Below are 22,387 nucleotides of genomic sequence, written 5' to 3' on the forward strand. Positions count from 1 at the left end.
CCGTCGTCCGTTCCGTGGGGCCCGCGCATGACCCCGGCCACCATTCCGCCGGGATCGTCGCATGGCATGACAAGATGTGCCACAGCCCCGTCTCCGGCGCCATGGTTTTGCGGTGCAGCAGGGGTTTGGCCTGTGCAGAGGGCGCCGGGCCGTCAGCCCGGCCGGTCGCCGTTCAGAAGACGAATCCGGGGGCGCGGCGCATCGCCGGCAGCACCGGGGTGGCGCAGTCGAACAGCGGCTGGACGGAAAGGCCGCCCTGGGTGGGCTCGGCCAGCACCGCCAGGCCGAGGCCCCCGACCATGGCGCGCACCGTGAGAAGCCGGCCGCCGTCGCGCTTGACCTGGGCGGCGATGGCGGGCGGAATTTCCTCGACCGCGCCCTCGATCAGCACGATGTCGTAGGGCGCGCCCCCGGGCCAGCCAGCCACGATCGGTCCGGACACGATGGCGGCGCTCGGCGCCATCTCCGGCAGCACCGAGCGGGCCAGCCCCAGCAGCGCCGGATCCTCCTCCAGCGCGGTCACCTGGGCGCCGCAGGCGGCCAGCAGGGCGGCGCCGTAGCCGCTGCCCGCCGCGACCACCAGGGCGCGGTCGCCCTGCCGCGCCGCCGCGGCCTGCACCAGGCGGGCGATGACCATCGGCTCCATCAGGAAGCGGCCGTTGCCGAGGTTCACGTCATCATCGGAATAGGCCAGCGGCGCCAGCCGGGCGGGCACGAAGCGCTCGCGTGGAAGCGCGCGCATGGCGTCGACGATACGCCGGTCGGTCACCTTGTTCGGGCGCACCTGCCCGTCGACCATCAGGTTGCGGGCGGCTTGGGTGTCGGCAGCGGAGTGATCCATGCGGGCGGGTCTCTGACAGGCTGGGGCGGTTGCGCGGCGGGCGATCTTATACGGGCGTGGCGGACGGATCGCAAAGCCGCCGAGACGCCCCCCCTTGACCGGATGCGGCTGGCGGCCCAATAACCCTGCCGCCGTCAGCGACGGTCCGGTGGCAGAGTGGTGATGCAGCGGACTGCAAATCCGCGAATGTGGGTTCGATTCCCGCCCGGACCTCCAACGGTTCAGCAACATCCTGAACAATTCGAGGGTTCGCGGCGCGAATGCCCCCGCGCCGCGTCACGCCGTGCCGGACAAGCCGCCCGGCACGGCGCGCAGCAGCGGGCGGGCCAGCAGGCGTTCAAGGCGTTCGTCCAGGATGGCGATATTGTACGGCTTGCGCAGAATGCTCTCCGCCCCGATCGCCTCGCCCGCCTGCAGCTCGGCATGGCCGGTGATCATCAGCGTGCGCAGGCCCGGGCGGATGGCGTGGGCGGCCTGGATCAGTGCCACGCCGTTCATGCCGGGCATGACATAGTCCACCAGCAAGGCATCGAATCCGCCGTCGCGCGCAAGGATCGCCAGCGCCTCCTCGCCACCCGAGGCCAGTTCGACGGCATAGCCGCGCTCGGACAGCATCTCGCCGGTCATCTGGCGCACGTCGCTGTCGTCGTCCACCACCAGGATGCGGGCGCGGCGGCGCGGGCCGGCGCGGCCCGACAGCGGATCCGGGCGGGGCATGGCCGGCATGGCCTTGGCCCGCGGCAGCAGCAGGGTGACCGTCGTGCCCTCGCCCGGCTTGCTCTCGATACGCACGTCGCCGCCGGATTGCATGGCGAGGCCATGCACCTGCGACAAGCCGAGGCCGGAGCCGCGGCCGGGCTCCTTGGTGGTGAAGAACGGCTCGAACACGCGGGCCATCACCTCGGGCGCCATGCCGGTGCCGGTGTCGGACACGCGGACCGCGACGTAGTCGCCAGGCGCGACGTTGCCGCCCACGCCCAGGGTCACGTTGCGCGTGGCAATGGTCAGCACGCCGCCATCGGGCATGGCGTCGCGCGCGTTGATGGCGAGGTTGATGATCACCGCCTCGATCTGGCTGGGATCGACCATCGCCGGCCACAAATCCTGCACCAGGTCGGTCTGGATGCGGATGGAGCGGCCCAGCGTGCTGCCCAGGAGGTTCGACAGCGCCACCACGGTCATATTGAGGTCGGACGGCACCGGCAGCAGCCGCTGGCGGCGCGAGAAGGCCAGCAGCTGGCCGGTCAGCTTGCCGCCGCGCTCGGCCGATAGCAGCGCATTGTCGACCAGCCGCACCAAACTCTCCTGCCCAGCCGGCAGGCGGCCGCGCAGCAGGTCGAGCGCGCCGACGATCGCGGTCAGCAGATTGTTGAAATCATGCGCGATACCCCCGGCGAGCTGGCCCACGGCCTGGAGTTTCTGCGCCTGGCGCAGCGTCGCTTCGGTGTTCTCGCGCTCGGCCATCTCGACCTGCAGGCGGTTGCGGCTCTCGCTGAGGTCGCGGGTGCGCTCCTCCACCCGGGCCTCCAGCGTCGCGTTCAGGTTCTGCAGCTCGGCGCGCTGCTGGCCGAGCGCCGCGGCCATGTCGTTGAACGCCAGCGCGAGACTGCCGAACTCCGAGCCGGGCGGCTCGTCCAGCCTGGCGCGCGCTGACAGGTCGCCGGACGACCACCGGCGGGCAGCGGCCAGCAGGGTCGCGGTGGGGCGGCGGACGAAACGCTGGCCGAACACCAGCGCCAGCAGCAGCGAGATCAGCCCGCCGACGGCGATCAGCACGGTGCCGCGCATGGTCTCGCGATCGAGTTCCGCCAGTATGCCCGGCAGGTACATGCCGATGCTGACGAACATGTGCACCGGCCCATCGCTGGCCGGAACGAAGCCGACCAGCCGCTCCTTGCCGTCATAGCCCATCACCACTGCGTTGCCGCGCCTGGGCGCACTGAACAGCGGCCGCACCGGCGGCGGGAACGGCTTGCCCACGAACTTGTCGTGGTCGGGGAAGCGGGCGATCGTGGTGCCGTCGCGGTCGGCGATGCCGATGGTGCTCTCGGGCGGGCGCTTGAGGTCGCCGAGATGCGCGCCCAGCCAGTCGAGGCTGAGGCCGACGACCACCACGGCATGCCGGCCGGATTTGAGCGTGAACGGCATGCAGAACGGCAATAGCGCCCGGCGCGTCGGCGTGGCCGGGGTATACGTGCCGGTCTCGAATTTGCCGTGGCCGATGACGTCGCGCACATGCGCGATGGCAGCGGCGCCGGCGAACGGGCCGGCACCGCTGTCGGTGGTGCAGATGATCTGCCCATCGTCGGCGATCACGCTCAGCACCTCGTAGCTCGGCAGGTCGGCGCGCAGCCCCTCCAGGCTGCGGCGGCAGGCGGGGTCGCCGTTGCGCACCGTGGCGAAATGGGTGATGGCGAGGCTGAGCTGGCGCGCGCCCTCGACGACGTTGGACATGTCCGCGTCCAGCAGCTCGGCCTGGCGCAAGGCCTCCTCGGCAATGCGCTGGCGGCCCTCGTTGCGCAGGCTCTGCTGCATATACGCCATGACCAGCATGGGCGGAATCGTTGCGACGACAATAAGGATCAGCAGACGGGTCAGCAGATTGGTCCGAGCGACGACTGTTCCCATCTCTCCGCCTGCACGTTCGCGCTGCCGGAATCGGCCGCGCATCAAGGTGTCCAGCGGCATAGGCCGCATGATGCCTTCGCAACGGAAATCAAGACTAGGCGAGCTTTGTTAAGGCAATTGCAAGATTTTTGCGTAAATATGACGAGGGCGGCACGCAGGTGCGACGTCGGCGGGGGGGCGAGGAAGAGACCTGGGGAGCGTGCGCCGGCAGTGGTGCGAGAGGGGGGATTCGAACCCCCATGGCTCGCGCCGGTCGATTTTGAGTCGACTGCGTCTACCGTTCCGCCACTCTCGCCCACGCCAAGCCCACCGGCGGGGGTGCCGCCGGCGGCCGGAACATACAGGAATGCCGTTGCCTTGCCAGCGCAAACATCGGCCGCGCGGGGCCTGCGGGAAAGTTTCGCGGCGGTGCCAGATCCGGGTTTGCATCCGGGGCAAGGCTTCGCTATATCGGCGCCCGCGCTGATCCCGGATAGCTCAGTTGGTAGAGCAAGCGGCTGTTAACCGCTGGGTCGCAGGTTCGAGTCCTGCTCCGGGAGCCAGTGCGCCCTCACCCTGTCTGCCGGCCCTGGCCCTCGGGCGCGGGAAGTACCCGTGGCTGGCCGCCTTCGCCGACCGCGACGAAGGTGAATTCGGCCTGGGTCACCTTGATCCGCTCGCCCAGGCCACCGCGCAGCACCCAGACCTCCACCGCATAGGTGATCGACGTGCGCCCTGTCTGCACTTCGCGCGTGTAGCAGCACACGGAGTCGCCGACATGCACGGGCTGCAGGAAGTGGATGTTGCTGACACCGGCCGTGACCACGGGACCGTCGGCCCGCCTGACCGCGCTCATCACGGCGGATGCGTCCATGAGCGCCATGATCCAGCCGCCGAAGATGTGCCCCCACGGATTCGTGTCGGCGGGCATCGCGAGCTGACGCGACGCCAACTCGCCGGTCGGGCCGGCCATCTCGGCCTCGGGCAGGATTGCGTGCGGCATGGCGGACCTCCTTCCATCCAGAGCGAAAATGCAGCTTCGGTGGACGCGTCTCCTCCGCCGTCACGCCTGTATGTTGCGCTGCAGCATGGCCGATCAAGGGCGCACGCGAAAGCGTGAGCGCGCCCTTGGGCACCGGCCGCCTGGTCAGCCGGACGGCGACAGCCGGTGCCAGCCTTCCCGTCCGAGCTGCGCCATCCGCCCGTGAGCGATGGTTGCGACGAGCCGCGGAGCTCCGGCATCGGCCGCCACCAGCACGAGATCCGCGCGCCGGCCGGGCGCGATCGTGCCGCGGTCGTCGAGGCCCGTGGCCGCGGCCGGATTCGCCGAGACCAGGTTCCAGGCCGCCGGCAGGTCCAGAACGCCGCGGCGCGCCAGAATGAAGGGCGCGCGCAGCAGGCAGGGGTAGAAATAATCGCTGGAAAGCACGCTGCAGATGCCCGCCTCGGCCAGCCTTGCCGCCGACGCCCAGCCCAGATGCGACCTGCCGCGGACCACGTTGGGGCTGCCCATCACCACGTGGTCGCCGGCGGCGCGGGCCGCTTGCCCCACCGACTCGGCCATCGGGAACTCGCAGATGCGGGCACCGTGGGCGCGGAAGGCGTCGCGGGCCGCGACGGTGTCGTCGTCGTGGCTCGCCATCGGCAGGCCGGCGCTGCGGGCGGCCTCGGCCAGGCGGTGCAGCGCAGGCTCGACCTCGGCGGCGCGGGCGCCGACCCGCTCGGCAAGCGTGCGGAACGCCGTGAGGTCCATGCCGGCGCGGTCGCTGTACTTGGCCGCGGTGACGGGGTCGCCGAGCTTCTTCAGGATCGACGGCGTGTGATCGTTGAAGGCCAGCAGATGTACCCGCCGGGCGGCGATGTCGGCCAGGGCGGTGTCGAGCGCATCGAGGTTGAACGCCTCCCAGCGCATGTGCACCCGCATGTCGCAGGCCCAGTCGCGCGCATGCAACGCATCCAGCAACCCCCGCCACGTCTCCAGGCTGCGCAGGCCGGGCTCCCAGGACAGGGTGACGCCGTGGAAGGCGGTGGTGATGCCGTTGGCGAGCAGTTGCCGCTCGGTGTCCTCCAGCGCGAGGTCGAAGGGGAAGCCGACGCCGGGCCGCGGCTGCACCTGGCGCTCGAAGGCGTCGCCGTGGATGTCCACGATGCCCGGCAGCACCAGCAGGCCGCGCGCGTCCAGGGTGCGCGCGGCCTGCGCCGTCGTGCCGACCTCCGCAATATGCCCGTCCACCAGCAGCAGGTCGGCCTCGGCCAGCCCTCCGCCCGCGAGCACCTGCCCGCCGGCGATTCGTAAAGGTTGCATGTATTTCCTCAGGGTTCGAAGACGATCTGCACGCGCGGGGTGGGATAGCGCGACACCCCGAATTCGACCACCGCGCCGTTCTGGTCGACATTGACGTTCTCGGTGATCAGCAGCGGCCGGTTGCGCGGGGTGCGCAGCAGTTCGGCCTCGTTGGGCTGCGGCAGGCGGGCGGTGACGCGGGTCACCTGGCGACGGTAGTCGGATACGCCGGCCCGGGCCAGCGCCTCGGTGATGGTGACGGCGGACTGCAACGCCGCCAGCAGGCCAGGGAAGCGGGCGGCCGGGAAATGGTGGGTGCCGAGGCTGACCGGGCGGCCATCGGCCATGCCCAGCCGCTCCAGCCGGATCACCCGCGCGCCGGTGCGGATGCCCAACCCGGCGGCGACGGTGGCGTCGGCGGCGATCTCGCGCAGATCGAGGATGCGGCCCGAAGGCTCCTTGTTGTGGCGGCGGATCCACTCGGAGAAGCGGGTGCGCGGCGCCACCGCGTAGTCCAGCACGTCCTCGGCGACGAAGCTGCCGCGGCCCTGCTCCACGCGCACCAGGCCGCTGCGCGACAACTCCTCCAGCGCGCGGCGGACGGTGTGGCGGTTGACGCCGAAGCGGGCGGAAAATTGCGCCTCGGTGGGCAGCTTTGCGCCGGGGGGGTGGGTACCGTCGGTGATCTCCGCTTCGATGACGTGGACGATCCGGCGCCACAGGGCCACGCCAGGCTCGGCTCGGATCAGCTCGGCTCCGGCGCTGCGATCGGGCGTTGTCATGGCAAATTCATCCATCCGGCGGCTGCGGTCGTGCGACACGGCTTGACGGTAGCGGGCTTGGGGTCTAGCTGTCTAGACATCTAAACCAATACGGGTCGCGCCTGCATGAAAACCGACGACACCGCCGCCCGCCGGCACTGGATGTCCGTGCTGGCCCGCGCCAGCGCCGACGACATGCGCCGGTGCCTGGCGGACTGCCCGCCTTTGCCCGACCACGTCACGCTGCGCGGGCCGGAGACCGGGCTGGTGATGACGCGTGGCCGCGCCGGCGGCGGGGGGGCGGCGTTCAACCTGGGCGAGATGACGGTGACGCGCTGCACCGTGCGCAGCGGCGGCCAGATCGGTCACGCCTATGTCGCCGGGCGCGACGGCGGGCACGCCGAGCTGGCGGCGCGCATCGATGCCGCCCTGCAGGACCCGGCGCTGCACGACGCCTTGCACCGCAACGTGGTCGCGAGGCTCGCACAGGAGCAGGCCGCCGCCCGTGCGGAGGCCGCACGCCGTGCAGCGGCCACCCGGGTGCAGTTCTTCACCATGGCAACCATGCGCTGACAGGGGGCGACCCGGATGAGCATCGACCTTCCCGGCTTCGCCGACCCGGTCCTCGGCGCCCAGTCCTGCTTCCGTGCGGTGCTGGACGCGATGGCCCGCCCCGGCAGCCGCCATGCGGCCGGCGCAGGGCTGACCCCGCCGGCGCCGCTCGATCCCGCCACCGCCGCGGTGCTGCTGACGCTCGTGGATGTCGAGACGCCGCTCTGGTTCGACCCCGGCTGCGCCGCGGCGCAGGACTGGATCGCGTTCCATTGCGGCGCCGCCACGGTGCCTGACATCGGCGCGGCCGCCTTCGTGCTGGCGCTGGAGCTGCCGGACCTCGCGCATCTCAATGCCGGCAGCGACGACGGCCCGGAGGAATCCGCCACGCTGATCCTGCAAGTGCGCGGCTTCGGCGCCGGCACCGCGCTGCACCTCGCCGGCCCCGGGCTGCGTGCGCCAGCGACGCTGGCCGTGGACGGCCTGCCCGCCGGCTTCGCCGCCGCCTGGGCGGACAACCACGCGCTGTTCCCGCGCGGCGTCGACCTGATCCTGTGCGCCGGCACCACCATCGCCGCGCTGCCGCGCAGCGTGCGCATCGCGGAGGGCTGAACCCATGGCTTATGTGGCCGTCAAAGGCGGCGAGCGTGCCATCGACAATGCCCATGCCTGGCTCGCCGAGGACCGGCGCGGCGATCCCGCCGTCGCCGAGATCGGCACCGACCAGATCGCCGAACAGCTCGGCCGCGCCGTGGACCGGGTGATGGCGGAAGGCTCGCTGTACGACCGCGAGCTCGCGGCGTTGGCGATCAAGCAGGCGCAGGGCGACCTGATCGAGGCCGCGTTCCTGCTGCGGGCCTATCGCACCACCCTGCCCCGCTTCGCCTATTCGCGGCCGGTGGATACCGCGGCAATGCAGATCCGCCGCCGCATCTCGGCCGTGTTCAAGGACCTGCCGGGCGGCCAGGTGCTCGGCCCGACCTACGACTACACGCACCGGCTGCTGGATTTCGCGCTCGCCGCCGGCGGCCAGCCGCCGCCCGCGCCCGAAGCGCCGGCCGACGACATGCGCATGCCGCGGGTGAGCGATATCCTCGGCCATGAGGGCCTGATCGAGCGCGACGGGGCACCCGACGGCGAGCCCGGCGACCTCACGCGCGAGCCGCTGGCCTTTCCCGCCGGGCGCGACCTGCGGCTGCAGGCGCTGGCGCGTGGCGACGAAGGGTTCCTGCTGGCACTCGGCTACTCCACCCAGCGCGGCTGGGGCGGCACCCATCCGTTCGTGGGCGAGATCCGCCTGGGCGAGGTGTCCGTGGAGATCGAGCCGCCGGAGCTGGGCTTTGCCATCGACATCGGCGACATGACGCTGACCGAGTGCCAGATGGTCAACCAGTTCGCGGGATCGAAAACCGTGCCGCCGCAATTCACCCGCGGCTACGGCCTCGCCTTCGGCCACGCCGAGCGCAAGGCCATGGCCATGGCGCTGGTGGACCGCGCCATGCGCGCCGAGGAGCTGGGCGAGGACGTGAAGGCGCCGGCGCAGAACATCGAGTTCGTGCTGTACCACTCCGACAACATCGAGGCGACCGGCTTCGTCGAGCATCTGAAGCTGCCGCACTACGTCGATTTCCAGAGCGAGCTGGAGACGGTCCGCCGCATGCGGGCGGATGCCATGCGGATGCAGGAGGCCGCGGAATGAACGCGCTGTCGGGCTACAACTTCGCCTATCTCGACGAGCAGACGAAGCGGATGATCCGCCGCGCCATCCTCAAGGCGGTGGCCATTCCCGGTCATCAGGTGCCGTTCGGCAGCCGCGAGATGCCCCTGCCTTATGGCTGGGGCACCGGCGGCATCCAGGTGACCGCCGCTGTGCTCGGCCCGTCCGACGTGCTGAAGGTGATCGATCAGGGTGCGGACGACACCACCAACGCCGTGTCCATCCGCCGCTTCTTCGGCCGCACCGCCGGCGTGCGCACCACCACCGCCACCGCCGAGGCGACGCTGATCCAGACCCGCCACCGCATTCCCGAGACGGCGCTGCGCGAGGACCAGATCATCGTCTACCAGGTGCCGCAGCCGGAGCCGCTGTCGAAGCTGGAACCGTCGCGGGCGGAGACGCGGCGCATGCACGGTCTCGCCGAATACGGGCTGATGCATGTGAAGCTGTACGAGGACATCACCCGCTTCGGCCATGTCTCGATCAGCTACGACTACCCGGTGCTGGTCAATTCCCGCTACCTGATGGCGCCGAGCCCGATTCCGGCGTTCGACAATCCGAAGATGCACATGATGCCGGCGCTGCAGTTGTTCGGCGCCGGGCGCGAGAAGCGCATCTACGCCGTCCCGCCCTACACGGCAGTGAAAAGCCTGGATTTCGACGACCATCCGTTCCGCACCACCCGCGCGCCGCATGCGTGCGGGCTGTGCGGCGCCACCGACAGCTATCTGGACGAGGTCGTCACCGACGACCGCGGCGGGCGGCTGTTCGTGTGCTCGGACACCGATCATTGCGAGACGCGGCGCGCGGCCGGCCATGTCGGCGCCGAAGCACCCACTGCGGATGAACTGGCCGCGGAGTAAGGCGATGACCAACGAAACCCTGTTGTCCGCGCGCGGATTGTCGCTGTCCTTCGGCGCCATTCCGGCGCTGGTGGATGTGGACGCGGATCTGTGGCCGGGCGAGGTGCTGGCCGTGGTCGGCGAATCCGGCTCCGGCAAATCGACATTGCTCAACGTGCTGTCCGGGCGCCTGCGCCAGCAGGACGGGGTGGTGTGGTACCGCGATCCCGAGGGGCGGCTGCACGACGTGCACGCCATGCCGCAGCCGGCGCTGCGGGCGCTGCACCGCTCCGACTGGGGCTTCGTGCACCAGAATCCGCGCGAGAACCTGCGCATGTCCGTCTCCGCCGGCGGCAATGTCGGCGAGCGGCTGATGGCGCAAGGCAGCCGCCATTACGGCAACATCCGCGAAGCGGCGATCGACTGGCTGCGGCAGGTGGAGATCGACGCCGATCGGGTGGACGACCTGCCGCGCACCTTCTCCGGCGGCATGCTGCAGCGCCTGCAGATCGCGCGCACGCTGGTGACGCATCCGCGGCTGGTGTTCATGGACGAACCGACCGGCGGCCTCGACGTCTCCGTGCAGGCGCGGCTGCTCGACCTGATCCGCAGCCTGGTGCGCCGGCTCGACATCGCCGTGGTGCTGGTGACGCACGACCTGTCGGTGGCGCGGCTGCTGGCGCACCGCATCATGGTGATGCAGCGTGGCCGGGTGGTGGAAAGCGGGCTGACCGATCAGGTGCTCGACGATCCGCACCACGCCTACACGCAGCTTCTCGTCAGCTCGGTGCTGCAGGCATGAGCGCGATGCTGCAGACCCGCAACCTCGGCAAGCAGTTCGTGCTGCACCTGCAGGGCGGCCTGCGCATCCCCGTGCTGGAGCATGTGGACCTGGAGGTGCATGCCGGCAGCTGCGTCGTCCTGGTCGGGCCGTCCGGCGCCGGCAAGTCCACGCTGCTGCGCAGCCTGTATGGCAACTACCGCGCCGATGGCGGCCAGATCCTGGTGCGCCACGACGGCGAAACCGTCGACATCGCCACCGCCCCGCCGCGCACGGTGGTGCAGGTGCGCGCACGCACGCTGGGCTATGTCAGCCAGTTCCTGCGCGTGGTGCCGCGCGTGCCGGCGCTGGACATCGTGGCGGAGGCGGCGCGCGGCCTGTCGCCCGAAGCGGCCCGGGCGCGCGCCGCCGAACTGCTGCTGCGGCTGAACATCCCGCCGCGGCTGCACGCGCTGCCGCCGGCCACCTTCTCGGGCGGCGAGCAGCAGCGTATAAACCTCGCGCGCGGCTTCATCGGCGGCCATCCGATCCTGCTGCTGGACGAGCCCACGGCGTCGCTGGACAATGCCAACCGCGACATCGTCATCGCCATGATCCGCGAGGCCAAGGCCGCCGGCACCGCGATCGTCGGCATCGTCCACGACACCGCGGTGCGCGATGCCGTCGCCGACCGCCTCTATCACGTAAGCCCCCTGCAGGACGCCGCATGACCGAGACCATCCTGACCAACGCCATCCTGGTGCTGCGCGACCGGCTGCTGGCCGGCACCGTGGTGCTGCGCGGCGCCAACATCGTGGGCGTGCAGGCCGGCCGCTCCGCCGCACCCGGCGCGATCGACCTGGACGGCGACTACCTGATGCCCGGCGTGGTCGATGTGCACACCGACAACCTGGAGCGGCAGGTGCTGCCGCGGCTGAACGCCCGCTGGCCGTCGCGCTCGGCGATGCTGGCGCATGACGCGCAATGCGCCGCCGCTGGCGTGACCACGGTACTGGACGCGCTGTGCCTGGGCGATCTGGGCTTCGACAAGGACCGCATGCAGACCTTCCGCGACGGCGTGGTGGACCTGGATGCGCTGGCCGGCACCGGCCTGCTCAAGAGCGAGCATTTCCTGCATCTGCGCTGCGAGATGCCGGCGGCGGACGTGATGGAGATGGTCGATCCCGTGGCCGACCACCCGCGCGTGCGCATGGTCAGCCTGATGGACCACAGCCCCGGCGTGGGCCAGTACGCCAATCTCGACCGCTACCGCGCCATGCGCCGCAAGGACGGCGCCAGCGAGGACTATATCGAACGGCGCATCCGCGAGCTGACCGAGCAGCGCGAGCGCCTGCGCACCCCCAACCGCCGCGCTTTGCTGGCCCGCGTCGCCGGCCTGGACGTCACCCTGGCGAGCCACGACGACCGCACCGTGGAGGAGATCGAGGAGAACCTGGCGGACGGCATCCGCATCAGCGAATTCCCGGTCAGCATGGAAGCGGCCCAGGCGGCCCGCGTGCGCGGCATGCAGGTGATCGCGGGGGCGCCGAACATCGTGCGCGGCGGCAGCCATTCCGGCAACGTGAACGCGGCCGAGCTGGTGCGCGCCGGCGCGGTCGATGCCTTCGCGTCCGATTACGTGCCGGCGAGCCTGGTGGAGGCCGCGTTCATCTGCGCCGAGACCACCGCCATCACCCTGCCGGAGGCGGTGGCGATGCTGACCGACAACCCCGCGCAGATGGCGCGCCTTCCCGACCGCGGCCGCATCGAGGCGGGCCTGCGCGGCGACCTGGTGCGCGTGCGCGTGCATGAGGGGATGCCCGTCGTGCGACAGGTGTGGCGGACCGGCGAGCGCGTGGCCTGATGCGGCCCGGCGCACGTGTGGCGCTGTATTACGCGCCGCAGGCGGACGACCCGCTCTGGCATCTCGCCGCCGACTGGCTGGGCCGCGACCCGGCGACCGGTGCGCCGCGCCCGCAGCCCGAACTGCCCGACATCGCTGACGTCACCGCCGACCCGCGGACCTACGGCTTCCACGCCACGCTGAAGCCGCCGATGCGGCTGGTGGAGGGTGCGGCCTGGACCGACGTGCTGGACGCGGCGGCCGAGGTGGCGGCGGGGATTCCGGCGTTCGACCTGCCCGGCCTCTCGGTGCAGAATCTCGATGGCTTCCTCGCCTTGCGCGAAACCACCCCGAGCCCCGAACTGCAGGCCCTGGCCGATGCCTGCGTGATCGGGCTGGACGCCCTGCGCGCCCCGCCCGGCGAGGCCGAACTGGCGCGGCGGCGCCGCAACGGGCTGCGGCCGGCGCAGGAGGCGATGCTGGCGCGCTGGGGATATCCCTACGTGTTCGCCACCTGGTTCTTCCACATGACGCTGACCCGCCGCCTGACGCCGGCGGAGCACGCGGTCTATCGCCCAGAGGCCGAGGCGTTCTTCGCAACGGCCCTGACGCGGCCGCGGCGCGTGGACGACATCAGCCTGTTCGTGCAGGACCAGACGGGCGCACCGTTCACGCTGGCCGAGCGGATTCCGTTGCGCGGGTGAGCGCGGCCAGAACGCGGCCCGCCCCCTCCTCCACCGTGCCGTCGTTCATGACGGTGACGACATCGACGCCCTGCGGCAACGACACGCTGCGCCGCAGCCGTGCCGCAACGTCTTGCGCGTCCTCGCGCCCGCGCGCGGCCAGCCGGCGCGCCAGCACCTCGGGCGGAGCGGTGATCTCCAGCACGCGCACGGGGAATCGCCGCGCCGCGTCGGCGATGACCGCGCGCGAAACGTTGGCCACCACCACGCGCCCGGCCGCGAGGGCGTCGGCGATGTCGGCGGGAATGCCGTAGCCCAGCCCGTGCGCCTCCCAGCTCAGCGCATACGCGCCGGCGGCGCGGCGGCGGGCGAAGCCGGCGGCATCGACGGGAACATGGTCCTCGCCGCCGGCCTCGCGCGGGCGAGTGATCTCGCGGCGGACGAAACGGAATCGCGCGTCGCCGGCGAGGCGCCGGCGCGCGGCCTCCATCAACGTGTCCTTGCCCGCGCCAGATGGTCCAACCACGAGAATCAACATTGCAGCGTCCGGTTTTGACTTGGCGGTGCTTGGCGCTAGTTTGCACAGCTTGCAAGACCAACTTTCATGATCGGGGACACCCAAGATGTTCACCACACGGCCTGAGATCGCCGGCACGTTCGGCGTGGTCGCCACCACGCATTGGCTGGCGAGCCAGGTGGGCATGGCCGTGCTGGAGCGCGGCGGCAACGCCTTCGACGCCGCCGCGGCGGCCGGCTTCACCCTGCAGGTGGCCGAGCCGCATCTGAACGGCCCCGGCGGCGACGCGCCCATCATCATCCACGACGCCCGCGCCGCCGCTCAGCACGTGATCTGCGGCCAGGGCGTCGCGCCCGACGCCGCGACCGCCGATCGTTTCGCTTCCCTCGGGCTCGACCTCGTGCCCGGTACCGGGCTGCTGCCCGCCGTCGTCCCCGGGGCGTTCGACGCCTGGGCGCTGATGCTGCGCGACTGGGGCACGTGGGAGTTGCCGGAGGTCCTGGCCTACGCCATCGGCTATGCCCGCAACGGCATCCACATCGTGCCGCGCATCAGCACCACCATCGAGACGATGCGCCCGCTGTTCGAGGAAGAGTGGCACAGCAGCGCCGAGGTGTTCCTGCCCGGCGGCAAGGTGCCGGGGCCCGGCACGCTGTTCGCGCGCCCCGCACTGGCCGACACTTGGCAGCGCGTGCTGCGCGAGGCCATGGGCTCCTCCCGCGAGGCGCGGATCGATGCCGCGCGCAACGCCTGGTATCGCGGCTTCGTCGCCGAGGCGATCGGCAAATACTACCGCAACAACGAGATTCTCGACTCCTCCGGCCGCCGCCATCGCGGCCTGCTGACCACCGACGACATGGCGCGCTGGGCGGCGTCGGTCGAGGATCCCGTCAGCTTCGACTATCACGGCCATACGCTGCTGAAGGTCGGCCCCTGGAGCCAGGGCCCCACCTTCCTGCAGCAACTCGCTTTGCTGCGCGGCATCGACATCGGCGCGATGGATCCGTTGGGGCCCGAATTCGTGCACACGGTGGTCGAGGCCGCGAAACTCGCCTTCGCCGATCGCGAAGCCTATTACGGCGACCCGGATTTCGTGCAGGTGCCGCTGAACGAACTGCTGTCGCCGGCCTACAACGATACGCGCCGCGCGCTGATCACCGAAAAAGCCAGCCTGGAACTGCGGCCCGGCCAGATCCCCGGCTTCAATCCGCAGGTGGACCATACGGCGTCGGAGCGGGTCGCGCTGCTGAACCGCGCGCCCGGCGTCGACGAGCCGACGGTGGCACGCCTCGGCGCGGTCGGCGGCGACACCTGCCATGTCGACGTGATCGACCGCTGGGGCAACATGGTGAGCGCCACCCCCTCGGGCGGGTGGCTGCAATCCTCGCCGGTGGTCCCCGAACTCGGCTTCTGCATCACCACGCGCGGGCAGATGTTCTGGACCAAGCCGGGACACCCCAACAGCGTCGCGCCGCGCAAGCGCCCGCGCACCACGCTGTCGCCCAGCATGGTGCTGCGCCAGGGCAAGCCGTGGATGTCGTTCGGCACGCCGGGCGGCGAGCAGCAGGACCAGTGGCAGCCGATCATGTTCCTGCGCATGGTCCATCACAACATGACCATCCAGCAGGCCATCGACGCGCCGAGCTTCCACACCGAGCACTGGCCGAGCAGCTTCTGGCCGCGCGTCGCCCGTCCCGGCAAGGTGGTGCTGGAAGGCCGCTACGACGCCGCCGTGCTGGCAGACCTCAAGGCGCGCGGGCACCTCGCCGAGATGGGCGACCCGTGGAGCGAGGGCCGGCTGTCCGCCGCCCGCATCGAGGCGGACGGGCAGATGTTCGCCGGCGCCAATCCGCGCGGCATGCAGGGCTACGCAGTCGGGCGCTGAGGCGGAACGCGAGTCGGCCAGTGCGGACGCGGCAACCGCCGCAAAAGCACTGGCATCGACCGTGCGCAGGGCTGCCATGCGGCCGGCGACCGGTCGTTGCCTGCACGGATACCGTATCGGATCGGCCGCGCGCATGTGCTAATCTGCGCCCATGATGAAACCAGGCCCGCGCCTCCCGTCCAAGGGGACCGAACGAATCAGGCCCGCGACCCCGTGCGGCTGTGTCGCCCGCGATCCCGCCGCTTCCCTGCTGCTGGCCGGCATGGCCGGGGGCGTCGCGCTGGCGGCCGCCGGCCTTACCGGAGTCGCCGGCAGGATGATCGACTTCGCCTGGGTGGCATCGCCGCGGGCGGCGGCGATGGGCGGGCGGGTGGCCGGCGCGGCCATACGGATGATCGCCCAGGGCGGGCTGCCGCTGGTGCTGTCAGCCTGTGCCGTGGTGCTGGGCGTGGGGGCCGTCAGCTTCGCCCTGCGCGCACGCAGCGTGCCGCCCCGCACCTGACGGGTCCCTGGCGCGCACCGGCCGATCGGGTACAGTCGCCCCCGAGGAGACCGATGCATGACCGATGAGACCGAAGCCGCCGGCGCCTGGCGCGTGACGCCGCATGCCTACGCCGAACGGCGCCCGCCCACATTCCCGGCCTCGCCCCCGGCATCCTGCTACGTGACCATGCGCGACGGCGTGCGGCTGGCGGTGGATGTGCATCTGCCCGAAGGCGCCGGACCGGTGCCGGCGATCCTGATCCTGACGCCCTATTACCGCCGCTTCCGCCTCGCCCTCGGCGCGCCCCCGGACACCGAGGCCGCACCGGGGGCCGCGAAGTTCCGCGACCTGTTCGTGCCGCGCGGCTACGCGCTGGTGGTGGTCGATGTGCGCGGCACCGGCGCCAGCTTCGGCACGCGGGATTCGTTCCGATCCCCGCGCGAACGCGACGACCATGCGGAGATCGCCGACTGGGTGGTGCGCCAGCCCTGGTCGAACGGCGCGATCGGCGCCACCGGCATCTCCTATGTCGGCGCCGCCGCGGATTTCCTGGCAAGCACCGGCCATCCCGCGGTGCGCGCCATCGCACCGTTGTTTTCGGTCTGGGACACCTGGTCGAATCATTACTATCCCGGCGGCCTGCTGCTGAACCGGCTGGCCGAGACCTATGACGCGCTGATGGTCGGGCTGGACCACGACCGGCGCGACCTGCTGGCCGCCACTGCCTATTTCGGCAACCCGCATTTCCAGGGCCCGATGCCCGTGGACGGCGACAATGGCGCAATGGCGCAGCAGGCGGTGGCGGAGCATCTCGGCAATTTCCGCATGGTGGACTTCATCCGCGAATTCCCCTGCCGCGACGACGCCCTGCCCTACAACCCCGGCTTCACCGGCACGAGCTTCAGCCCGTTCGCCTATGCCGCCAATCTGCGGTCGGATGTGGCGGTGTATTGCGTCTCCGGCTGGATGGATGGCGCGGGGTTCAGCAACGGCGCCATCAGCCGCTTCCTCAGCCTGCCCAACCCGAACAAGCATCTGCTGCTGGGCCCGTGGGACCATGGCGCGCGCAGCAATGTCAGCCCGTGGCGGCGCACGGTGGTGCCGGAATTTCCGTGGACGACGGAGATCCTGCGCTTCTTCGATCACTACCTGATGGGCCACGACACCGGGCTGCAGCATGAAAGCCCCGTGCACAGCTACACGATCGGCGCCGAATCCTGGCACGAGGCGCAGTCCTGGCCACCCCAGGTGGCGCCCACGGTGATGCCGCTCGACGGCGGCACATACCAGGCCGACTTCGCCATCGGCACCGGGGCCAACACCCGCTATGGCCGCCTCGCCGCGTTCGACGTGCGCGACTACTACGCCGACTGGCACGGCCGCGACGCGAAGATGCTGTGCAGCACCGGCGAAAAGCTGGCGCGCGACACCGTGCTGACGGGCCATCCCGTGCTGACGCTGCACCTGTCCTGCAGCGAGCCCGATGCCGCCATCCACGCCTATCTGGAGGACGTGGCGCCGGACGGCACCTGCCGCTACGTCACCGAAGGCATGCTGCGGGCGCTGCATCGCCAGGAGAGTGCCGCCCCCGCGCTGCACCAGGTGGTCGGGCCGCGGCACAGCTTCGCCCGCGCCGACGCGAAGCCGCTGGTCCCCGGCGAGGTGACCGAGCTGCGCGTCGCGCTACTGCCGACCTCGTGGATGTTCCGCGCCGGGCATCGCATCCGGGTCGCCATCGCCGCCGCCGACAGCGACAATTTCGGCCAGGTGCCGCACGGGCGGCCGCCGGTGCTGACCATCGCGGGCGGCCGTTCGCGCATCGAACTGCCGTTGACCCGATGATTCGGGCCGCGGGAATGTCGGGGGAGAAACCATGAGCGCCACGACCCGGATCGACCGCGTGTTGCAGGACGCGGCAGGCAAGGTGCCGGGCCTCGTGGCCCTGGCGACCACCGGCACCGAGACGATCTACGAAGGCGCGTTCGGCCGGCGCGACGTGTCGGCCGAGGCGCCGATGACCGTCGATACCGTGTTCTGGCTGGCCTCCATGACCAAGGCCGTGGTCTCGGCCGCGGCGATGCAACTGGTCGAGCAGAACCGGCTCGCGCTCGATACGCCGATTGCCCAGACCCTGCCCGCCCTCGCCGCCCCCAAGGTGCTCGCAGGCTTCGACGCCGCCGGCGCGCCGGTCCTGCGCGACGCCGCCGGCCCGATCACGCTGCGCCAGTTGCTCTCGCACAGCGCCGGCTATGGCTACACCATGTGGAACGCCGAGCTCGGGCGCTACCTGCGGCACGCGGACCTGCCGCGCGTGCCCACCAACTGGGAGGAGTTGCAGCGCACACCTCTGCTGTTCGATCCCGGCACGCGCTGGAACTACGGCATCAACACCGACCTCGTGGGCAAGGTGGTCGAGGCCGCGAGTGGGCAGCTGCTCGACGAATACCTGCGCGACCACGTGCTGGGACCGCTGGGCATGCACGACACCGGCGTGACCCTCTCGTCCGCGCAACGGGCGCGCCAGGCACGCATGCACGCGCGGCAAGAGGGCGGATCGCTGACGCCTATGGAATTCCCGGTCGGCCAGGGCCCGTCCTTCTTCATGGGCGGCGGCGCGCTGTGCGGCACGGGACGCGATTATCTTCGCTTCCTGCGCATGATGCTGAACGGCGGCACGCTGGATGGGACCCGCCTGCTGTCACCGCGCACGGTCGCGGAGATGGCGCGCAACCAGATCGGCGACATCTCCGTCGTGCCCATGCGCAGCGCCACCCCCGCCACCACCAACGACGCCGATTTCTTCCCGGGCATGGAGAAGAAATGGGGCCTGGGCTTCCTGATCAACACGCAACAGGCGCCGACCGGACGCAGCGCCGGCAGCCTCGCCTGGGCGGGGCTGGGCAACACCTATTACTGGATCGATCCGACCGCCGGCGTGGCCGGCGTGATCCTGATGCAGATGCTGCCCTTCGCCGACGAACAGGCGCTTGACGTGTTCGCCGGCTTCGAGCGCGCGGTCTACGCGGCCATCGGAGGGTAGCGCCCCACCCACTATCGCTTCTTGGCCGGCTTCGGCGCCGTCCGCGCCGAGGGCTTGGGATGCTTCGCCGCCTCCGCACGCTTCGGCTTTGCGGCAGGCTTCGGTGACGCCGCCGCGCGCATCTGCGTGATCGTGGAGCGGCTGGTGATCTGGTCGGGGTTCATGCGCAGCTCGATCACCGCGGGCTTGCCGCTTTCCACCGCGCGGCGGAAGGCGGGCGCGAACTCGGCCGTCTCGCTCACCACCTCGCCATGGCCGCCGAACGCCTCGATGAACTTCGCGAAATCGGGGTTGGTGAGCGCGGTGCCGGAGACGCGGCCGGGATAGCTGCGTTCCTGGTACATGCGGATGGTGCCGTACATCTGGTTGTTGAACACCAGCACGATCGGTGCCACGCCGTGATGGAAAGCGGTGGCGATCTCCTGGCCCGTCATCAGGAAGCCGCCATCGCCCACGAAGCACACCACCTGGCGGTCGGGATGCGCGATCTTGGCGCCGACCGCGGCTGGCACGGCGTAGCCCATGGCGCCATTGGTGGGGCCGATGAAGCGCTGGCCGTCCTTGAAGTTCATGAAGCGCGGCGGCCAGGTGGCGAAGTTTCCGGCGTCGCAGGTCATGATGGCGTCGTCTTCCAGCAGCTCCTGCAACGCGTGCATCGCCTGCGCGAGATTCAGCGTGCCCTCGTATTGCGGCGCGGCGCAGCCCTGCAGGCGCAGCGCGCGCAGCTCGCGCGTCCAGTCACGCCACGCCACCCGCTTCGGCGCGGGCAGCTTCGCCGCCGCGTCGGCAAATGCGTTCACGTCCGACACGATGCCGAGTGCGGGGCGGAACACGCGGCCGATCTCGCCGGGTTCGGGGTACACATGCACGATCGGCACGCCGCCGGCCGGCTCGAACAGGGTGTAGCCCTGCGTCACCGGCTCGCCCAGCCGGGTGCCGATGGCCAGGATCAGGTCGGCCTCCCTGGCCTTCGCCACCAGCGCGGGATCGGAGCCAACGCCGAGGTCGCCGGCGAAATTGTCCAGCGTGCCGTCATACAACGCCTGGCGACGGAAGCCGACCGTCACCGGCACCTCATGCGCCACCAGGAAGTCGCGGATCGCCGCCCGTCCCGCCTCGCTCCAGCGCGAGCCGCCGAGGATGGCCAGCGGCTTGCTGGACTTCGCCAGCAGCGCCTGCATCTTCGCGATCGCCGCCGGATCGGGATTCGCCGGCGCGACGTCGGCGCGGCCGATATCCGGCACCTCGACCAGCTTCTTCTGCATCTCCTCGGACAGTGCGATCACCACCGGCCCGGGGCGGCCGGACATGGCCACGTCGACGGCGTGGGCGACGATCTCGGGGATGCGCGCGGCGTCGTCGATCTGCGTCACCCATTTCGCCAGCGGCTGGAACATCCGGCGGTAGTCAACTTCCTGGAAGCTCTCGCGGTCGGTTTCCTCGAACGGGATCTGGCCGACGAACAGCAGCAGCGGCGTGGAATCCTGGAAGGCGATGTGCACGCCGATGGCGCCGTGGCAGGCGCCGGGGCCGCGGGTGACGAAGGCCGCGGCCGGGCGGCCGTTCAGCTTGCCGTAGGCCTCGGCCATGTTCACCGCCCCCGCCTCAAATCGGCAGGTCACCAGCTTCAGCTTCTGGCGGACGGCATACAGCCCGTCCAGCACGTCCAGGTAGCTTTCGCCGGGCACCGCGAACACGTGGTCCACGCCCTGCGCCACCAGCGCATCCGCCAGCACGCGTCCGCCGGTGCGTGCGGCCGGTTTCACGCTTCGCGCCTTCGCGAGTTCCATGGGTCGAGTCTCCTGCGATGACCTTTGCCGCAAGATAGTGCGTGTGTTGGCGTCGCGTCGACCACCCGCGCCGCGCGCAGGTTCAGGCCGGCAATTCCGGCACGCGCGCGTGCCAGGCGGTGATGGACTGGTAGGCCATGCCGAGGCGCAGGATCTCCGCCTCGGCGAAGGGCGCGCCCACAAGCTGGAAGCCCACGGGCATACCGGCGGAATCGGGGCCGCAGGGCAGCGACAGCGACGGCAGGCCGAGAAAGTTGAACGGCCGGGTCAGCCGCACGAGCGGGCCGTGGATGCGGCCCACGTCCTCGGCCGTCTCGGTGCGGCTTTCGGCGCGGGTCGGCACCGGCACCGCCACCGTCGGCGCGAACAGCGCGTTGCAGCGAGAGAACACCGAGGCGCGCACCTTTTCGAGCAGCAGCCCGCGCATGCGCAGCGCGTGCAGGTACAGCACCGCCGGAGTCGCCAGCCCGGCCTGCATGCGGGTGAACAAGTCGGGTGCGTAGCCGCTGGGTTGGGCGCGCATCTGCTGCAGATGGATCGACGCCGCCTCGGTGGTGGAGATGACGCCGCCGAGATCGAAGATCGCGGCGAGTTCGGGGATCGCCACCTCGCGCAGCTCCACGCCCAGGTCGCCCAGCACCGCCAGCGCGGTGTCGAGCGCCGGGCGCAGCGACGGGTCGGCGGCTTGCAGCATCGACGCCTCGACGCCGATGACCGTGCCGGCCAGCGTGTCCGCGAGCCTGCCCGCCCGCCCGTCCGCGACGGCCGGCATGGCAAAGCCGGGCGCTTCCGCCGTGCTGGCGTCCTGCGGGTCGGGCCCGGCGATGGCGGCGAGGATCAGGGCGCAATCCTGCGCCGTGCGCGCCAGCGGCCCCACCGCGTCCAGCGTCCAGGCCCGCGGCATGGCGCCGTGGCGGCTGACCGCGCCATAGGTGGGCTTCAGCCCGGTCACGCCGCACATCGACGCGGGCAGCCGGATGGAACCGCCGGTGTCCGATCCAAGGGAGCCGAACGCCAGCCGCGCCGCCACCGCCGCCCCGGAGCCGGAGGACGACCCGCCGGTGACGCGGTCGGGGTTCCAGGGATTGCGGGCGTCGCCGAACCAGATGTTGTGGCCGGTGGCCCCGCCCGCCCATTCCGCCATGTTCAGCGTGCCCAGGTCGATGGCGCCCGCGGCATCCAGCCGGCGCAGCACGGTGGCCGTGCCCGTGGCATGCCACTCCCGCCGCAGCGTGCTGCCGCAGGTGCTGACCCGGCCTTCGCGATAGTACATGTCCTTATGCGCCAGCGGGATGCCATGCAGCGGCGAGCATGGGCCGCCGGCGGCGATGGCGCGATCCGCCGCGTCGGCCGCGGCACGGGCGGCGTCGGCGCGCAGATCGATGAAAGCGTTGATGCGGGGCTGCCACTGCGCGATGCGGGCGAGACAGGCCTCCACCAGTTCGCGGCTCGACACCTGCCGCGCGGCGATGGCTGCGGACGCTTCCGCCAGCGTCCACAGCGCAAGGTCGTTCACCGCTGCGCCTTGCGGAAGTCGGCGGGCTCGTCCTCGAAACCCGGCTGCACCGGGGAGGCCAGGACGCGCTCCGCGAGCTTCACGAGATCGGCCGCGATCGCGCCGGCACGGTCCATTGGCAGCGACATGCCGAGCAGCGCCGCGCTGCCTGCGACATCCACATCCTTGCCGCGCGAAGGACGGATGGGCCCGCCGCAATCGTCAGGGTCGTTCTCGTCTTGCCGCGAGGGCGTGGGCGTGCCGTTCATGGGCTGGGGTCCAGGCC

21 protein-coding genes and 3 tRNA genes are annotated in these 22,387 nt (G+C 71.0%); 14 read left to right on the forward strand and 10 right to left on the reverse strand.

What is annotated here, in order from left to right:
* Positions 1 to 172 precede the first annotated feature (172 nt).
* Positions 173 to 841 carry a protein-L-isoaspartate O-methyltransferase family protein gene (locus OL599_RS14340; RefSeq protein ID WP_264714480.1) on the reverse strand — a complete coding sequence of 223 codons (669 nt, stop codon included), beginning with the start codon at positions 839 to 841 and terminating at the stop codon, positions 173 to 175.
* 142 nt (positions 842 to 983) lie between these two features.
* On the opposite strand from OL599_RS14340, the gene OL599_RS14345 reads away from it, so the two are divergent.
* Positions 984 to 1,057: transfer RNA gene (locus OL599_RS14345), tRNA-Cys, on the forward strand.
* 60 nt (positions 1,058 to 1,117) lie between these two features.
* Here the strand turns inward: OL599_RS14345 and OL599_RS14350 are convergent.
* Together OL599_RS14350 and OL599_RS14355 are read right to left on the reverse strand one after the other, a co-directional pair.
* Positions 1,118 to 3,469, reverse strand: coding sequence for a hybrid sensor histidine kinase/response regulator (locus tag OL599_RS14350; RefSeq protein WP_264714481.1), 2,352 nt, complete (start codon positions 3,467 to 3,469; stop codon positions 1,118 to 1,120).
* A gap of 211 nt (positions 3,470 to 3,680) precedes the next feature.
* A tRNA-Leu gene (locus OL599_RS14355) sits at positions 3,681 to 3,764 on the reverse strand.
* Between the two features lie 171 nt (positions 3,765 to 3,935).
* Here OL599_RS14355 and OL599_RS14360 point away from each other — a divergent pair.
* A tRNA-Asn gene (locus OL599_RS14360) sits at positions 3,936 to 4,011 on the forward strand.
* Positions 4,012 to 4,019: 8 nt separating this feature from the next.
* Here the strand turns inward: OL599_RS14360 and OL599_RS14365 are convergent.
* From OL599_RS14365 to phnF, 3 genes are all read right to left on the reverse strand, one after another.
* A complete protein-coding gene (locus OL599_RS14365; protein ID WP_264714482.1) occupies positions 4,020 to 4,451 on the reverse strand; it encodes an acyl-CoA thioesterase in 432 nt (143 codons plus the stop codon).
* Positions 4,452 to 4,595: 144 nt separating this feature from the next.
* Positions 4,596 to 5,753 carry an alpha-D-ribose 1-methylphosphonate 5-triphosphate diphosphatase gene (locus OL599_RS14370; RefSeq protein ID WP_264714483.1) on the reverse strand — a complete coding sequence of 386 codons (1,158 nt, stop codon included), beginning with the start codon at positions 5,751 to 5,753 and terminating at the stop codon, positions 4,596 to 4,598.
* Positions 5,754 to 5,761: 8 nt separating this feature from the next.
* Entirely contained in the window at positions 5,762 to 6,514 is a 753-nt protein-coding gene (gene phnF / locus OL599_RS14375; protein WP_264714484.1) for a phosphonate metabolism transcriptional regulator PhnF, read from the reverse strand.
* Positions 6,515 to 6,619: 105 nt separating this feature from the next.
* Between phnF and phnG the strand changes: the two genes are divergently transcribed.
* From phnG to OL599_RS14415, 8 genes are read left to right on the forward strand one after another with little or no spacing between them, the layout of a single operon-like run.
* Entirely contained in the window at positions 6,620 to 7,066 is a 447-nt protein-coding gene (phnG, locus tag OL599_RS14380) for a phosphonate C-P lyase system protein PhnG (RefSeq protein ID WP_264714485.1), read from the forward strand.
* Between the two features lie 15 nt (positions 7,067 to 7,081).
* Positions 7,082 to 7,657 carry a phosphonate C-P lyase system protein PhnH gene (phnH, locus tag OL599_RS14385; RefSeq protein WP_264714486.1) on the forward strand — a complete coding sequence of 192 codons (576 nt, stop codon included), beginning with the start codon at positions 7,082 to 7,084 and terminating at the stop codon, positions 7,655 to 7,657.
* 4 nt (positions 7,658 to 7,661) lie between these two features.
* Positions 7,662 to 8,744 (forward strand): carbon-phosphorus lyase complex subunit PhnI, encoded by a 1,083-nt coding sequence (locus OL599_RS14390; protein ID WP_264714487.1) that lies wholly within the window; start codon positions 7,662 to 7,664, stop codon positions 8,742 to 8,744.
* Positions 8,741 to 9,625: an alpha-D-ribose 1-methylphosphonate 5-phosphate C-P-lyase PhnJ gene (locus OL599_RS14395; protein ID WP_264714488.1), complete on the forward strand. Its 885-nt coding sequence runs from the start codon at positions 8,741 to 8,743 to the stop codon at positions 9,623 to 9,625. The genes OL599_RS14390 and OL599_RS14395 overlap by 4 nt, the downstream gene beginning before the upstream one ends.
* 4 nt (positions 9,626 to 9,629) lie before the next feature.
* Positions 9,630 to 10,406 (forward strand): phosphonate C-P lyase system protein PhnK, encoded by a 777-nt coding sequence (gene phnK, locus OL599_RS14400; RefSeq protein WP_264714489.1) that lies wholly within the window; start codon positions 9,630 to 9,632, stop codon positions 10,404 to 10,406.
* Positions 10,403 to 11,095 (forward strand): phosphonate C-P lyase system protein PhnL, encoded by a 693-nt coding sequence (gene phnL, locus OL599_RS14405; RefSeq protein ID WP_264714490.1) that lies wholly within the window; start codon positions 10,403 to 10,405, stop codon positions 11,093 to 11,095. The genes phnK and phnL overlap by 4 nt, the downstream gene beginning before the upstream one ends.
* The gene (locus tag OL599_RS14410) at positions 11,092 to 12,228 is read left to right on the forward strand and encodes an alpha-D-ribose 1-methylphosphonate 5-triphosphate diphosphatase (protein ID WP_264714491.1); all 1,137 of its coding nucleotides are present in this window, start codon (positions 11,092 to 11,094) and stop codon (positions 12,226 to 12,228) included. The genes phnL and OL599_RS14410 overlap by 4 nt, the downstream gene beginning before the upstream one ends.
* A gap of 17 nt (positions 12,229 to 12,245) precedes the next feature.
* The gene (locus OL599_RS14415; protein WP_264714492.1) at positions 12,246 to 12,911 is read left to right on the forward strand and encodes a DUF1045 domain-containing protein; all 666 of its coding nucleotides are present in this window, start codon (positions 12,246 to 12,248) and stop codon (positions 12,909 to 12,911) included.
* On the opposite strand, the gene phnN is transcribed toward OL599_RS14415, so the two are convergent.
* A complete protein-coding gene (gene phnN, locus OL599_RS14420) occupies positions 12,877 to 13,428 on the reverse strand; it encodes a phosphonate metabolism protein/1,5-bisphosphokinase (PRPP-forming) PhnN (RefSeq protein ID WP_264714493.1) in 552 nt (183 codons plus the stop codon). The genes OL599_RS14415 and phnN overlap by 35 nt on opposite strands.
* Positions 13,429 to 13,513: 85 nt before the next feature.
* Here phnN and OL599_RS14425 point away from each other — a divergent pair, with 85 nt between their 5' ends.
* From OL599_RS14425 to OL599_RS14440, 4 genes are all read left to right on the forward strand, one after another.
* Complete coding sequence (locus OL599_RS14425; RefSeq protein WP_264714494.1) at positions 13,514 to 15,292, forward strand: gamma-glutamyltransferase family protein; 1,779 nt, start codon at positions 13,514 to 13,516, stop codon at positions 15,290 to 15,292.
* A gap of 262 nt (positions 15,293 to 15,554) precedes the next feature.
* Positions 15,555 to 15,794: a hypothetical protein gene (locus OL599_RS14430; protein ID WP_264714495.1), complete on the forward strand. Its 240-nt coding sequence runs from the start codon at positions 15,555 to 15,557 to the stop codon at positions 15,792 to 15,794.
* A gap of 57 nt (positions 15,795 to 15,851) precedes the next feature.
* Positions 15,852 to 17,618: a CocE/NonD family hydrolase gene (locus OL599_RS14435; protein ID WP_264714496.1), complete on the forward strand. Its 1,767-nt coding sequence runs from the start codon at positions 15,852 to 15,854 to the stop codon at positions 17,616 to 17,618.
* 31 nt (positions 17,619 to 17,649) lie between these two features.
* Positions 17,650 to 18,816 carry a serine hydrolase domain-containing protein gene (locus tag OL599_RS14440; RefSeq protein ID WP_264714497.1) on the forward strand — a complete coding sequence of 389 codons (1,167 nt, stop codon included), beginning with the start codon at positions 17,650 to 17,652 and terminating at the stop codon, positions 18,814 to 18,816.
* A gap of 11 nt (positions 18,817 to 18,827) precedes the next feature.
* Here OL599_RS14440 and OL599_RS14445 read toward each other — a convergent pair whose 3' ends face one another.
* From OL599_RS14445 to OL599_RS14455, 3 genes are all read right to left on the reverse strand, one after another.
* Positions 18,828 to 20,606 carry a thiamine pyrophosphate-dependent enzyme gene (locus tag OL599_RS14445; protein ID WP_264714498.1) on the reverse strand — a complete coding sequence of 593 codons (1,779 nt, stop codon included), beginning with the start codon at positions 20,604 to 20,606 and terminating at the stop codon, positions 18,828 to 18,830.
* A gap of 82 nt (positions 20,607 to 20,688) precedes the next feature.
* The gene (locus OL599_RS14450) at positions 20,689 to 22,122 is read right to left on the reverse strand and encodes an amidase (RefSeq protein ID WP_264714499.1); all 1,434 of its coding nucleotides are present in this window, start codon (positions 22,120 to 22,122) and stop codon (positions 20,689 to 20,691) included.
* Complete coding sequence (locus OL599_RS14455; RefSeq protein WP_264714500.1) at positions 22,119 to 22,370, reverse strand: hypothetical protein; 252 nt, start codon at positions 22,368 to 22,370, stop codon at positions 22,119 to 22,121. The genes OL599_RS14450 and OL599_RS14455 overlap by 4 nt, the downstream gene beginning before the upstream one ends.
* Positions 22,371 to 22,387: the final 17 nt, after the last annotated feature.

Origin of the sequence: Limobrevibacterium gyesilva (assembly GCF_025989185.1) — a bacterium.
GTDB lineage: Bacteria > Pseudomonadota > Alphaproteobacteria > Acetobacterales > Acetobacteraceae > Limobrevibacterium > Limobrevibacterium gyesilva.

Bases quoted from the DNA above. Each gene is read 5' to 3' on its own strand.
- phnL (WP_264714490.1), top strand. From the start codon at position 10,403: ATGAGCGCGATGCTGCAGACCCGCAACCTCGGCAAGCAGTTCGTGCTG.
- OL599_RS14390 (WP_264714487.1), top strand. From the start codon at position 7,662: ATGGCTTATGTGGCCGTCAAAGGCGGCGAGCGTGCCATCGACAATGCC.
- OL599_RS14350 (WP_264714481.1), bottom strand. From the start codon at position 3,469: ATGGGAACAGTCGTCGCTCGGACCAATCTGCTGACCCGTCTGCTGATC.
- OL599_RS14365 (WP_264714482.1), bottom strand. From the start codon at position 4,451: ATGCCGCACGCAATCCTGCCCGAGGCCGAGATGGCCGGCCCGACCGGC.
- phnG (WP_264714485.1), top strand. From the start codon at position 6,620: ATGAAAACCGACGACACCGCCGCCCGCCGGCACTGGATGTCCGTGCTG.
- phnN (WP_264714493.1), bottom strand. From the start codon at position 13,428: ATGTTGATTCTCGTGGTTGGACCATCTGGCGCGGGCAAGGACACGTTG.
- OL599_RS14430 (WP_264714495.1), top strand. From the start codon at position 15,555: ATGGCCGGGGGCGTCGCGCTGGCGGCCGCCGGCCTTACCGGAGTCGCC.
- OL599_RS14410 (WP_264714491.1), top strand. From the start codon at position 11,092: ATGACCGAGACCATCCTGACCAACGCCATCCTGGTGCTGCGCGACCGG.
- phnH (WP_264714486.1), top strand. From the start codon at position 7,082: ATGAGCATCGACCTTCCCGGCTTCGCCGACCCGGTCCTCGGCGCCCAG.
- OL599_RS14395 (WP_264714488.1), top strand. From the start codon at position 8,741: ATGAACGCGCTGTCGGGCTACAACTTCGCCTATCTCGACGAGCAGACG.
- phnF (WP_264714484.1), bottom strand. From the start codon at position 6,514: ATGACAACGCCCGATCGCAGCGCCGGAGCCGAGCTGATCCGAGCCGAG.
- OL599_RS14455 (WP_264714500.1), bottom strand. From the start codon at position 22,370: ATGAACGGCACGCCCACGCCCTCGCGGCAAGACGAGAACGACCCTGAC.
- OL599_RS14425 (WP_264714494.1), top strand. From the start codon at position 13,514: ATGTTCACCACACGGCCTGAGATCGCCGGCACGTTCGGCGTGGTCGCC.
- phnK (WP_264714489.1), top strand. From the start codon at position 9,630: ATGACCAACGAAACCCTGTTGTCCGCGCGCGGATTGTCGCTGTCCTTC.
- OL599_RS14445 (WP_264714498.1), bottom strand. From the start codon at position 20,606: ATGGAACTCGCGAAGGCGCGAAGCGTGAAACCGGCCGCACGCACCGGC.
- OL599_RS14440 (WP_264714497.1), top strand. From the start codon at position 17,650: ATGAGCGCCACGACCCGGATCGACCGCGTGTTGCAGGACGCGGCAGGC.
- OL599_RS14340 (WP_264714480.1), bottom strand. From the start codon at position 841: ATGGATCACTCCGCTGCCGACACCCAAGCCGCCCGCAACCTGATGGTC.
- OL599_RS14370 (WP_264714483.1), bottom strand. From the start codon at position 5,753: ATGCAACCTTTACGAATCGCCGGCGGGCAGGTGCTCGCGGGCGGAGGG.
- OL599_RS14435 (WP_264714496.1), top strand. From the start codon at position 15,852: ATGACCGATGAGACCGAAGCCGCCGGCGCCTGGCGCGTGACGCCGCAT.